This window comes from Gracilibacillus salinarum, assembly GCF_022919575.1.
Classification (GTDB): Bacteria; Bacillota; Bacilli; order Bacillales; family Amphibacillaceae; genus Gracilibacillus; species Gracilibacillus salinarum.
Map to the genome: position 1 here is coordinate 3,459,159 of NZ_CP095071.1, position 13,488 is coordinate 3,472,646.

General features: G+C 40.3%; 10 protein-coding genes. 9 read left to right on the forward strand and 1 reads right to left on the reverse strand.

Annotated elements, in window-relative coordinates:
- The first annotated feature begins 107 nt into the window (after positions 1-107).
- From MUN87_RS16185 to MUN87_RS16195, 3 genes are all read left to right on the forward strand, one after another.
- Positions 108-539: a DUF4064 domain-containing protein gene (locus MUN87_RS16185; RefSeq protein ID WP_244741701.1), complete on the forward strand. Its 432-nt coding sequence runs from the start codon at positions 108-110 to the stop codon at positions 537-539.
- A gap of 195 nt (positions 540-734) precedes the next feature.
- The gene (locus tag MUN87_RS16190) at positions 735-1,154 is read left to right on the forward strand and encodes a MarR family winged helix-turn-helix transcriptional regulator (protein WP_244741703.1); all 420 of its coding nucleotides are present in this window, start codon (positions 735-737) and stop codon (positions 1,152-1,154) included.
- 88 nt (positions 1,155-1,242) lie between these two features.
- The gene (locus MUN87_RS16195) at positions 1,243-2,151 is read left to right on the forward strand and encodes a 3-hydroxyacyl-CoA dehydrogenase (RefSeq protein WP_244741705.1); all 909 of its coding nucleotides are present in this window, start codon (positions 1,243-1,245) and stop codon (positions 2,149-2,151) included.
- Between the two features lie 48 nt (positions 2,152-2,199).
- On the opposite strand, the gene MUN87_RS16200 is transcribed toward MUN87_RS16195, so the two are convergent.
- Positions 2,200-3,171: a DUF4349 domain-containing protein gene (locus tag MUN87_RS16200; protein ID WP_244741707.1), complete on the reverse strand. Its 972-nt coding sequence runs from the start codon at positions 3,169-3,171 to the stop codon at positions 2,200-2,202.
- Between the two features lie 415 nt (positions 3,172-3,586).
- Here MUN87_RS16200 and MUN87_RS16205 point away from each other — a divergent pair, with 415 nt between their 5' ends.
- The 6 genes from MUN87_RS16205 (at position 3,587) to murB (ending at position 13,467) form a co-directional block, all read left to right on the forward strand.
- Positions 3,587-4,846, forward strand: a complete 1,260-nt coding sequence (locus tag MUN87_RS16205; RefSeq protein WP_244741709.1) for an argininosuccinate synthase — start codon at positions 3,587-3,589, stop codon at positions 4,844-4,846.
- Positions 4,843-6,267 (forward strand): argininosuccinate lyase, encoded by a 1,425-nt coding sequence (gene argH / locus MUN87_RS16210; protein ID WP_244741711.1) that lies wholly within the window; start codon positions 4,843-4,845, stop codon positions 6,265-6,267. Before MUN87_RS16205 ends, argH begins: the two co-directional genes overlap by 4 nt.
- 161 nt (positions 6,268-6,428) lie before the next feature.
- On the forward strand, positions 6,429-7,523 hold the full coding sequence (locus tag MUN87_RS16215; RefSeq protein ID WP_244747990.1) for a carbamoyl phosphate synthase small subunit: 1,095 nt from the start codon (positions 6,429-6,431) through the stop codon (positions 7,521-7,523).
- The gene (gene carB, locus MUN87_RS16220) at positions 7,516-10,752 is read left to right on the forward strand and encodes a carbamoyl-phosphate synthase (glutamine-hydrolyzing) large subunit (protein WP_244741713.1); all 3,237 of its coding nucleotides are present in this window, start codon (positions 7,516-7,518) and stop codon (positions 10,750-10,752) included. Before MUN87_RS16215 ends, carB begins: the two co-directional genes overlap by 8 nt.
- Complete coding sequence (argF, locus tag MUN87_RS16225) at positions 10,749-11,684, forward strand: ornithine carbamoyltransferase (protein WP_244741715.1); 936 nt, start codon at positions 10,749-10,751, stop codon at positions 11,682-11,684. The genes carB and argF overlap by 4 nt, the downstream gene beginning before the upstream one ends.
- 871 nt (positions 11,685-12,555) lie before the next feature.
- The gene (gene murB, locus MUN87_RS16230) at positions 12,556-13,467 is read left to right on the forward strand and encodes a UDP-N-acetylmuramate dehydrogenase (protein WP_244741716.1); all 912 of its coding nucleotides are present in this window, start codon (positions 12,556-12,558) and stop codon (positions 13,465-13,467) included.
- Positions 13,468-13,488 lie beyond the last annotated feature (21 nt).

Consider the following 13,488-nt stretch of genomic DNA (forward strand, 5'->3'; position numbering starts at 1 on the left):
TTGGAGAATCGTACAACATAATAGCGTGTTTCATTGACAGGCTACATGTTTGGAGTCTCACGCGCATATGATCACTATAGAAAGAAGATGTGGGAGGAGAACAACAAATGAAGAGAACGGTAGAAGTAGTATTAGCAATTATCGGTGCTTGTGTTTATGGGTTTGGTATTTTATTTGGTGGAATCTTTCGTATGATGGAAGGACAAGAGGGCTTCATGCAGGAAATACTTGCACAGAACCCGAATTTGAATCAAGGGGATATTGCTAATTTAGAAATGCAAATTCCAAATGCAATCGGCACGATCGGAACGGTAATAATCGTCGGCTCGCTGATTTCTATTATAGCAGGTATCGTTGCAATGTTTTTCTTTAGAGGAAACAGCAAACCAATGGCGGCCAGTATTATTTTATTAGTAGTTGGTGCTGGAACAACCCTCATTACATTCGGAGGCGCAATATTCGCCGGTATATTCTATGTCATTGCCGGAATTATGGGCCTTGTCAGAAAGCCAAAACAAGATGTGATAACACAGTATTAACAGAATAAAATTAACTTTAAGACCAAATCCTTTAGTGATTTGGTCTTTGTTTTGAGGTAAGAAAGTATATTATTTTGCCCTTAAAATGAAAAGGTCTTTAATCCTAGTAATTTATGACTAAATTTCTTTACATTTTTGGAAAGTTCTTTTATAGTTAATTTAGTTAGGGTTACGAACTAAATGCGGAGGACTAACATGAATTTATTCTCGACTATATACCGTCTGAACAAATGGTACGTTATTCGTCTTCAGGAATTGTGTTCGACACACGACATTACACCAGTACAGTGGCTCGTCATGCACCATATTTATGAAAAGGATAAATGCACGAGTATGGACATAGTAAAAGCGTGGTCGGTAGAAAAGCCAACTGTGTCATCACTGGTGCGAAAATTAAAGGAACAACAGTTGCTTAACGTCACGAGTGGTGAGGAAGATAAACGCCAAAAATATGTATCATTGACTATGGAAGGTAAGAAAAGATATGAAGCGGTAGCGAAGAAGGTAAAGCAGCTTCAAGCTTTTACAACAGAACCGTTCTCAGAAGAGATGATGAGTCAATGGACAGAGCAATTAATGCTGATGGAGCATCGTATTAAATATTATCAAGAATAATAACACTGAGCGGGTCGTGCATTTTTTACATAACAAGTAGAATAATAAAAGAAAATCAAGTAAGTAAATACTTAGGGAGGAATAGAATATGAACTTTAAAAACATTACGGTAGCGGGCAGTGGTGTCTTAGGCAGTCAAATCGCTTTCCAAACGGCATTTAAAGGTTTTGAGGTTGTCGTGTATGACATTAATGACGAAGCTATTGAAAAAGCAAAAGAACGGATGGACAATTTAGAAAAAACCTATGTCGATTACTTTAAAGATGAACAAGAGGCTGCAAAGACAGCAAAACAACGTCTTCACTTCGTTACGGATTTAGGAGAAGCGGTGGCTAATGCAGATCTGTTAATAGAAGCTGTACCTGAAAAAGAAGAAATAAAGAAGGATTTTTATCAAAAACTTGCTAAAGTAGCTCCTCCTCAAACAATATTTGCAACGAATAGTTCTACGATGCTTCCTAGTCAATTTGCGGAATATACTGGTCGACCGAATAAATTTATAGCATTGCATTTTGCAAACCGTATTTGGATGAACAACACTGGAGAAGTAATGGAGCATCCTGGAACTGACTCAGAAGTGGTTACACAGGTTCTGGAATTCGCATCTGCTATTGGTATGGTGCCTCTTCATATCAAAAAGGAACAACCGGGATATATCTTAAACAGCCTGTTGGTGCCATTACTTGATGCTGCGCAAGGGTTATGGGAAGGCGATGTTGCAGATCCTTATACCATTGATAAAACGTGGATGGTTGCTACTGGTGCACCGCTAGGACCATTCAGTATCATGGATATTATTGGAGTAGATACGATATATAATATCGTCAGTGCAAAAGCAGAGGATCCTAATAATCCAGAGCAAGCTAAGTTTAAAAGAATAGCTGATTTAGTGAAGAAAGAATTTATCGATAAAGGGAAAAAGGGAGTGCAATCAGGCGAAGGTTTTTACACGTATCCTAATCCCGCATACCAGGACGAGGATTTCCTAAAACCATAAATAAATACTAAAAAACGCTTAGGAACTAACGACCTAAGCGTTTTATTATTACTCGCTCATATTATCATCATGGACAGTGGATTTATTTCGCTTTTTTCTTCTTCTAATGATGACAATAACGATAGCAGCAATAACGAGCAAGAGAATCAGCAATGGCGCATTCCCGATAATAGTTACAAAGACAGCCGATGCAATCGCGAGGATGGTTTGAATACTTTTCAAGAATTGCTCTTGTGTTTTTTCCCATGTGTTTAACGTTTCATCCTGTACGGATGGGACATTGACTTTCGTTTCATCGATTTGAATAGTGATCGTTGCTAAATCTGATTGATTATCTAAATATTGCATTCTTCCTTTAATTTGTTCGATTTCTTCCTGCACTGCTGCCAGATCATCTGAAATTTTTAATAAATCCTCTGTTTTTTCTGCGTTTTCCATAAAGGAGAGTAACCGTTCTTCTACTACTTCTTTTGCTTTCAGTCGGGAGGACAAATCAACATATTGTTCCGTAACATCTTCACCGCTCGTCGATTTATTCAATACGTTAACTTTTCCTTCTTCAACAAGCAGTAAAAAATCCTGAAATTTTTCTGAAGGTATTCTAACTGTGATGTTTCCAAATCTGTTGCTGGATTCATTTTCGTAGTCATTAAAACTGGAAGAAACAACATATCCACCCAGGCTTTCTGTTTGGTCTTCTAAATAGGTAACGGTTTCATCAAATTGTTTCGTTTCGACATGAAGATTGGCGTTATAAATAATTTTTCGATCTGAGGCATTATCTACTGCGGTATCACTCGAAGTTTCTTCATCTGCAGCCTGTTCTTCCACCACTTTATTTTCTGCACTATCCATATCGTTCGAAGGTGCTGTCTCCGCTTCCTCTCTCATACTCATGCCAGATTCGTTTGAAGATTCTACTGTTGCCATGTCTGCAGCTTCATTGCTGGAACTATCATCTTGATCAGAACAAGCAGTGAAAAACAGCAGCATCATCAATGCTAACAAACACTTCTTCAAATTGACCACCTCTTTTTTTTTATCACGGCGCTAACTGTCCGTAATACCGCCACTTCGAGAGATAAATAAGAAGCTGAGTGGGGGATATTCGGACGATAACTTCCTGATAAGTTTCGCTAGCAATCAGTGGGGATCAAAACCCACCACTGATTGAAGTCTCACTTTACAGATTAGACGCAGGAAGGACAAAAGGGTTACAAGAAAGCTGTAAAAACTGGATTTTTATATTTATACATATGTATGAATAAAAGCAATCAGTACAGGTAACAGACAGAAGTTCTTCATAAATTCGACGAAAAAAATAAAAAATTTCCGTTTTACGGTTGCATTAATATACTAAATGGTGCATAATAATACATAATTAATCAAACGAAAATAATTATAATACAGATATTCAGTTAAGGAGAGATTTTTCATGAGTAAAGAAAAAGTAGTATTAGCTTATTCCGGGGGATTAGATACTTCCGTTGCAATTAAATGGTTACAGGACAAATATAATTATGATGTAATTGCAGTAGGATTAGATGTTGGCGAAGGAAAAGATTTAGAATTTGTGAAAAACAAAGCACTCGATGTAGGAGCGATCAAGTCTTATTCTGTTGATGCAAAGCAACTGTTTGCAGAAGATTTTGTACTACCAGCCTTACAAGCAAATGTGATGTATGAAGATAAATATCCATTGGTATCTGCGCTTTCTCGTCCATTGATCGCCAAAGTACTAGTTGATATTGCTGAAAAAGAAGGCGCGGTAGCAGTTGCGCATGGCTGTACTGGAAAAGGAAATGACCAAGTACGTTTCGACGTTGCTTTCACGTCACTAAATCCAGATCTTAAGATTGTCGCACCCGTTCGTGAATGGAAGATGACTAGAGATGAAGAGATTAAATATGCACAAGCGAATGGTATTCCGATTCCGATCGATTTAGACAGTCCTTACAGTGTTGATCAAAACTTATGGGGACGTGCAAATGAATGTGGTATTTTAGAAGACCCATGGGCAGAAGCGCCAGAAGATGCGTATGAATTAACGGTGAACCCAATTGATGCACCAGAGCAACCGGAAATTGTTGAAATCGAGTTTAAGCAAGGAAAGCCAGTTGCACTTAATGGTCAGGAGTACCCATTACATGAGTTGATTTTAGAATTAAACGAAATTGCTGGTAAGCATGGTGTCGGCAGAATTGATCATGTCGAAAATCGTCTGGTAGGTATTAAATCTCGTGAAATTTACGAAGCACCAGCGGCAATTACGCTTATTAAAGCACACCACGAAATCGAGTCTATTACATTGCCAAGAGAAGTAACGAAATTCAAGCCAGTTGTGGAACAGCAATTAGAGCAAGCTATTTATGATGGCTTATGGTTTACGCAATTAACGGATGCATTAAAAGCGTTTATTGCAGAAACACAGAAATTTGTAAATGGTGTTGCAAAGTTACAGTTATATAAAGGGCAAGCATTTGTCATTGGCCGTAAGTCAGACAATTCGCTTTATGACTTCAAATTGGCAACGTATAACAAAGAAGACGAATTTGATCATGAAGCAGCACTTGGATTTATTAAGCTTTGGGGCTTACCGACAAAAGTTCATTCTACGGTGAATAATGTGCATGCAGATAAAGCGAAAATTATGGAAAAAACAAAAATTGATATGAAGGAATCAGTGAAACAATGAAACTATGGGGCGGACGATTTACAAAACCAACAAATGAATTAGTCGATGAGTATACAGCATCGATCAGCTTTGATCAGAAGCTGGCACAATATGATATTCAGGGCAGCCTGGCACATGTAGAAATGCTTGCTGCCTGTGAAATCATTCCTGCTGAAGACGCGGAAACAATCAAAAAAGGCTTAATTTCAGTTGCTGCAAAGATTGAAGCCGGAGAGGCAGAATTGACAGAAGCAAATGAAGACATTCACATGAATGTGGAGAAGCTGTTAATTGACGAAGTCGGTGCTGTTGGCGGTAAATTGCATACGGGAAGAAGTCGTAATGATCAAGTAGCATTAGACATGCGCTTGTACTTGCGGGATTCATTAGTAACGTTAGTGGAGTTATTATCGAATTTACAAGGGGCTTTGCTTACACAGGCAAAAGCCAATTTAGACACAATTCTTCCTGGTTATACACACTTACAACGTGCACAGCCGGTGTTGTTCGCCCATCATATGATGGCCTATGTTTCAATGTTTGAACGTGATGTGGAACGGTTATGTGACAGTTTTAAACGGGTGAACCGTTCGCCTCTAGGTGCTGGTGCATTGGCTGGGACAACTTTCCCAATCGATCGTCATTATGTTGCGGACAAGTTGAATTTTGATGGCGTCGTGGAAAACAGTTTAGATGCGGTAAGTGATCGTGATTTTGTCGTTGAATTTCTATCGAATGCTTCTTTAACCATTATGCACCTGTCTCGTTTGAGTGAGGAATTGGTGCAATGGTCCAGTGCAGAATTCAAGTTTGTTGAGCTAGATGATGCGTTTTGTACCGGAAGCAGCATGATGCCGCAAAAGAAAAATCCGGATGTTGCCGAGCTTGTCAGAGGGAAAACAGGTCGCGTTTACGGTAATTTAATTGGAATGCTGACCACGTTGAAAGGCTTACCTATTGCCTATAATAAAGATATGCAAGAAGACAAAGAAGGTATGTTTGATACGATGGAGACGCTAAAAGGAGCGCTAGCCCTTTTTGCCCCGATGATTGAAACGATGGAAGTGAAAAAAGATAACATGTATGCAGCGGTAGCAGAGGACTTCTCCAATGCAACGGATCTAGCTGATTATTTAGTGAATAAAGATCTGCCATTCCGTGAAGCGCATGCCGTTGTAGGACAGGTAGTGCTTCATTGTATCCAGGAGAATATTTATTTATTAGATTTAAGCATGGACGACTTTAAAGGCTTTTCTTCCTTAATTGATGAGGATATTTATGATGTACTGTCCCCGGAAGCAGTTGTAAATGCACGTGATGTAGTAGGCGGTACCGCCAAAAATCGTGTACAGGAGCAAATAACACAAGCCGATCAACGTTTGGAAACAAGCAAACAATGGACTACAACCCACGCTGAAAAAGTAAATGTATTAAAAAAATAAACAAAAAAGCAGCTGATCCTTATCAGTTGCTTTTTTGGCAGTGAGGAGCATATCCCTAAAGTTTCGAAAAAGTTTGAAAAAGATAATGCATAAATATAAGGTTTATAGTATAATTATAAATAATTAAATTGAAGTATGTTAGTTATTGGAGGAGAGACATGATGCAAGCAACAACAGGTTATCTTGTTTTAAATACTGGTGATGTGTTAGAAGGTCAATGGTTGGGCGCCCCTAAAGAAACAGAGGGAGAGCTGGTTTTTAACACAGCAATGACTGGATATCAGGAAGTTATGACAGATCCCTCTTATGCAGGTCAAATCGTGACGATGACTTATCCGCTGATCGGAAATTACGGATGGAATGACATCGATTATGAAAGTTTGAAACCATCATTAAAAGGGTTTATTGTCTCGACACCTAGTCACAATCCGGAACACTATGAATCAACCAATACATTATTAGAAATGCTTGAACAGCATTATATTCCGGCATTATCACATGTCGATACGAGAGCTCTTACCCGAATTATCCGCGAACACGGAGAAGTGTACGGGAAGATAACGACAGATCCTGAACAGAAGCCGGAAACGAACACAGTAAATGAAACAATTGTTTCCACTGTTTCTGTGAGAGAGAAACAATTTTTCAAAACAGAGAATCCGGCTAATAATCCTACGCCGCATGTGGTGGTCATGGACTTTGGCTACAAACATTCGATTGCAAAATCATTATTAGCATTAGGGTGTGACGTTACGGTAGTACCATTTGATACAAATTTTGCAGAAATGAAGGCAATCGATCCCGATGGTGTTCTTTTATCCAACGGCCCAGGAAATCCTAAAGCATTAGAACCATTATTAGGAGAAATGAAACAAATTTCCGAAAGCTTTCCGACAATGGGAATCTGCTTAGGACATCAGTTAATTGCGCTTGCGCATGGTGCAACAACGAAACGTCTGCCTTATGGGCATAGAGGAAGTAACCATCCTGTAAAAGACTTACAGACAGGGAAAGTAATGATCACCTCACAAAATCATGGTTATGTAGTAGATTATGATTCTGTTAATATGACAAACTGGTACGTTTCCCATGTCAACGTAAACGATAAATCAGTAGAAGGACTAAAACATAAAAGCAAACCGTTAATGACGGTCCAATTTCATCCTGAGGCTCACCCGGGTCCTATTGATACGCACCATTTATTCGTAGATTTTATCCAGCAGTTTATTACCAAGGGAGAGAAACAGCATGCCTAAGAAAGACAACATAAAAAAAGTATTAGTGATTGGCTCTGGTCCGATCGTCATCGGCCAGGCTGCAGAATTTGATTACGCCGGTACGCAAGCATGTCTAGCACTGAAGGAAGATGGTGTAGAGGTCATTCTTGTCAACAACAACCCGGCAACGATTATGACAGATGAAAATATTGCAGATAAAGTTTATTTGGAACCTTTAACATGTGAATCGATCAGCAAAATCATTGAAAAAGAACGTCCTGATGGTATCTTACCAACTCTAGGCGGACAAACCGGATTAAACATGGCGGTTTTACTAGATGAAGCGGGTGTTTTGGAAAAGTATCAAGTGACATTATTAGGAACGCCGCTTGAGACAATCCAAAAAGGGGAAGATCGCGAAATCTTTAAGTCGATGATGAAAGATATCGATGAACCAACTGCCGAAAGTCTTTCCACCTCTTCGGTTGAAGAAGCAGTTGCTTTTGCTAGTAAAGTCGGCTATCCAATGATCGTTCGTCCTGCCTATACGTTAGGTGGTGCTGGCGGTGGTATTGCAGATGATGAAGCACAATTACGTCAAATAGTGAAGAATGGCCTGCATTACAGTCCGATCAGTCAAGTGCTTATTGAGCAAAGTGTAAAAGGATGGAAAGAAATCGAATATGAAGTGATGCGTGACTCTAATGATACGTGCATCATTGTTTGTAACATGGAAAACTTCGATCCGGTAGGTGTTCATACGGGAGACAGTATTGTTGTAGCACCTTCACAAACACTAACAGATCGTCAATATCAAATGTTGCGTACCTCTTCTGTTCGAGTTATTCGTGAATTAGGCGTTATCGGTGGATGTAATATCCAGTTCGCATTAAATCCGGAAAATGATGACTACATCATCATTGAAGTAAATCCGCGGGTAAGTCGTTCCAGTGCGCTCGCATCGAAGGCAACAGGCTATCCTATCGCTCAAATTGCGGCAAAAGTGGCACTCGGTTACCACTTGGATGAAGTTATTAATCCGATTACTGGTGACACGTATGCTAGCTTTGAGCCTGCGATTGATTATATTGCAGCCAAAATTCCGCGCTGGCCTTTTGATAAGTTTACACAGGCAGATCGTTTACTTGGAACGCAGATGAAGGCAACAGGAGAGGTTATGGCACTGGCGCGTAACTTCCCAATGGCCATTAATAAAGCAATTCGTTCATTAGAAATAGGATTGGATTCACTGCATTTGCCAGGTGTCGAAAAATTATCTGATCAAGCATTGCATACAGCATTGGATAAAGCGACAGATGAGCGGATGTTTATCGTAGCTGAAGCGCTAAGAAGAGGGATGACGGTTGATGACATCCATGCTATTACAGCAATTAATAATTACTTTTTATATGAACTGGAAGCGATGATCCAGAAAGAAAGAGAAATTGCATCCGCGGGTTGGAACCAAATCGAAGCCGCAACATTAAAAGAGGCAAAATCGTTCGGTATTTCTGACATTACACTAGCGAAATTACTAGATGTAACAGTTAGCGATGTGCAGCAAAAAATAAAAGAAGAAGACTTAGCGCCGTCTTATAAAATGGTTGATACGTGTGCCGCAGAATTCTCAGCAGAAACGCCATATTTCTACAGCTCCTGGAACGAATGGGATGAGGTCGAATCCTTACAAGGAGATAAACGAATGGTTGTACTGGGATCTGGTCCTATCCGTATTGGACAAGGGGTGGAATTCGACTATTGTTCGGTCCATGCCGCTAAATCTCTGCAAGGCCAAGGAATCGATGCTGTCGTCATTAATAATAATCCTGAAACAGTCAGTACTGATTTCAATACCGCTGATCACTTGTATTTCGAACCGTTAACAGTTGAAGATGTATTGCATGTGATTCGCAAAGAACAAGCACAAGGAGTATTAGTGCAATTCGGCGGTCAGACTGCGATTAATTTAGCAGACGGATTACAGAAAGCAGGCGTTCCAATCGCTGGAACGGCATTAGAGGCAATTGAAGCGGTGGAGGATCGTGATCTTTTCTATCAGCTCTTACAAAAACTGAGCATCCCGCATATTCCGGGTGATACGGTAACAGCAGTTGAAGATGCCAAAGCTGTAGCAGAGAAAATCGGGTATCCGATTCTGATGCGTCCATCATATGTTATTGGTGGGCAAGGTATGGTGATTTTGCATAATGAAGCACAACTGATCGAATATTTAACAGACTTGCAGGAAAAAGCACATGACAATCGTATTTTTCCATTATTAATTGATCGTTATATTGAAGGATATGAAGTGGAGATTGATGCGATTTGTGATGGTGCTGATATCTTAATCCCAGGAATTTTCGAACACGTCGAAAAAGCGGGAGTACACTCAGGAGACAGTGTAGCTATTTTTCCAGCGCCGAGTTTAACGGAAGCACACAAACAACAAATCGAACAATACGCTCAAAAAATCTCCCAGGAACTGAATGTAAAGGGAATAATGAATATTCAATTTGTAATCAGTGAAGACCGTCAGACGATTTACGTATTAGAAGTGAATCCTCGTGCTTCGCGTACAGTACCAATTGCTAGCAAGGTAACGGGCGTTCCGATGGTTGACCTCGCAACACGTGTTCAGATGGGGGAAGCATTAGCTGCTCAGGATTGGAAACTTGGTTTACATGAAGAAGTACCTTATTATGCAGTGAAAATGCCGGTCTTCTCCACCAACAAGCTGCCTGGTGTTGATCCAATCTTAGGTCCTGAAATGAAGTCAACGGGTGAAGCAATTGGTCTTGGATCTACTGTAGAGCAAGCAATGGCCAAAGCATTCGGTTGGAAAGAAGCCAGTTTAAAGAAACTTAATGAACAGGATGTCGTCTTCTTATCGTTAACGAAACTGGATGAAAAATTGATTGAACAATTAAAATTAGTTCCAGCTGCGATCGAAGCAGATGGAGAAACAGCTGCATTATTAACAGCGCAAGGCATTCCTGTAGCGCAAATCACAGAGACCAAAGAGGCGTCGCAACATTGTCTTGATGAGAAGTATGCCTTTATCGCAGATACCCATCGAAATGGAGAGAAAGATAGCCATATGTTATTACGTGAAGCAGCGTTACGTTCTGATACATTGCACTTTACAGCAAATGACACGCTATCAACGTACTTAAAAGCAACAACCGAAACGTTAGAATCGCCACTATCGATCCAGCAACATCGGAAGAGCCAATTACATTTAAACAAAAAGGAGCGTGCAATGCCTTGAGTTTTCAAGCACAGTTAAAAGGTAGAGATCTTTTGACGCTTGCCGATTATTCGAAAGCGGAAATTGCCTATCTATTGGAATTAGCGGAGCAAATTAAACAAAAGCGTAAAAACGGTGAAGTCTATCAGCCTCTTAAAGGAAAAACACTAGGGATGATTTTTGAGAAATCGTCTACCCGTACCCGTGTTTCCTTTGAAGCAGGAATTTATCAACTTGGCGGAACTGGTCTATTTTTGAGTGCCAATGATATTCAGATTGGAAGAGGCGAACCGATTTCAGATACAGCTAAAGTTTTATCAGGGTATTTAGACGGAATTATGATCCGTACTTTTTCCCAGAAGGATGTCGAGGATTTGGCGGAAAATGCTTCGATTCCAGTTATTAATGGGTTGACAGATGATTATCATCCTTGTCAAGTGCTGGCAGACCTGCAAACGATAAAAGAGGAAAAAGGCAAACTCGATGGGCTGAAATTAGCCTATATCGGTGACGGTAATAACATGGCTCATTCCTTGATGATTGGCTGTGCCAAAATGGGATTAGATGTAGCGATTGCTGCGCCGAAGGATTATCAGCCGAAAAAAGAAATTATCGAATTAGCTAAATCATTCGCAGACGGATCTGAGGTTATCGTAACCGAGAATGCTGCAGAAGCGGTGAAAGATGCTGATGTAATCTACTCAGATGTCTGGGCAAGCATGGGTCAAGAAGCTGAACAGATCGAACGGGAAAAAGCTTTTGCCGAATATCAAGTAAATAGTACATTGTTCGCACATGCCAAATCCGATGCGATCTTCATGCACTGCTTACCCGCCCACAGAGGGGAAGAAGTGACAGCAGACATAATCGATGGACCACAGTCAGTCGTGTTCCAGGAAGCAGAAAATCGTTTGCATGCACAAAAAGCGCTAATGGTAGCGTTAATGAGCTAGGCCAAGTAAAAGGCCTGGCTTTTTTTCTTCTGTTACGAAAGTATTAAAGTGCAGTCACAGAAGTAATCATATTGAATATAAAGTTGAGTTCCTATAATATGGATTAAGTTAACTAAGCATTACTAGCCAAACATCCATATTGAAATATTTAATGTGCAAGAATACCGCTCCGTCCAACCACTCCGCGTCCTGCGGGGCACGGCTGAAGCTAACTTTGTGAAGAAGGGCGCTTCACAAAGTGGATCTTCAGCGCCTGCCTGTCCCGCGGGAGTCTCCGTGGTTGGCCTACGCTAGAATGTTTGCTCTACAACTTTTGGAATTGCTAGCATATTGATTGCGCCATAAATATCTCAGCTTTTGAATAACATAATGCTTAGAACCACTGCTTTTTTGCTGTTCCATACGTTGAAGCACTTCCCTTAAGCGTAGGAAATAGGCGGAGACTCCGGTGGAATCAGCACGAGCTGAAGATCTACATGTCTGTGCCTGTGTCTGCCAGTATTGCTTCGAAGTGGACTTCCTCGGCACAAGTTAGCACAGGTGCTATTCAAGTAGTAGCCTAGCTGAAGCCGATCCCACAGGACGTGGAGCCTATTTCCAGAGCTATGCTAATCAGATAAAATATATCAAAATGACCATTTTGCAATACGTTCTTTGTTTACATAATCCATATTATAGGTAGTTATATAAAATTCAAATCAAATAGGACTGGCCGGTTTTTTTAATGTGTGTAGTCATAAAGTCAAGCTGCAGGACGAAATAAAATAGTATATACTATTATTTGGCCAAGTTTGCAGGTCATATTTTATTCTTGCTATAATAAAGATTAATTGTGTGGCAAAACACAATAGAATACTAAAGGGTTGATTTCATGAATAAACAAGATATAATCAAAGACTTACGAAACATCATTAATCCGGAACACATTTTGATAGATGAACCATTAAAGAACCATACTTATACGAAACTAGGGGGCAACGCAGATTTTTTCGTTACTCCATCATCGATTGAAGATGTGCAGGCTGTCATTCGCTATGCTAATCAAACCGAGGTGCCGTTCACTATGCTCGGCAACGGTTCAAATGTAATCGTTAGAGATGGTGGCATACGAGGAATTGTCTTGAGTTTGAAACGTTTTGTTGCCATCCGCAGAGAAGAAGATAGTGTAATTGCAGAGAGTGGTGCCCGCATTATTGATGCCTCTCGTTTTGCATTGCAAGAGAAGTTAACAGGCTTAGAATTTGCATGTGGAATCCCTGGTACAGTAGGCGGGGCATTGTACATGAACGCTGGTGCCTATGGTGGTGAAGTGAAAGACTGTCTGGAAAGTGCATTGGTTGTCGATGCGGCAGGTGATGTTCACCGTTTACCAGCAGCGGCGTTTGACTTAGATTATCGAACTAGCAATATTGCAGAAAAGGGCTATATTGTCTTGGAGGCAACCTTCTCATTAGTGCCTGGCGATGTGAATGAAATTAAAGCAGTCATGGACGACCTTACGTATAAACGTGAGTCAAAACAGCCACTGGAATATCCATCATGCGGCAGTGTTTTTAAACGACCACCAGGCTATTTTGCCGGAAAATTGATTCAGGATAGTGAACTGCAAGGGAAAGGCATCGGCGGTGCGGAAGTATCAACTAAGCATGCCGGTTTCATCGTTAATAAAAATAATGCAACAGCTACAGATTATATCGGTGTCATCGAAATGGTGCAAAAAGAAGTAAAAGCACGCTATGGCGTGGCGCTTGAACGTGAGGTTCGGATATTAGGGGAAGACTAACAAAACTGAAAAATCTTATGG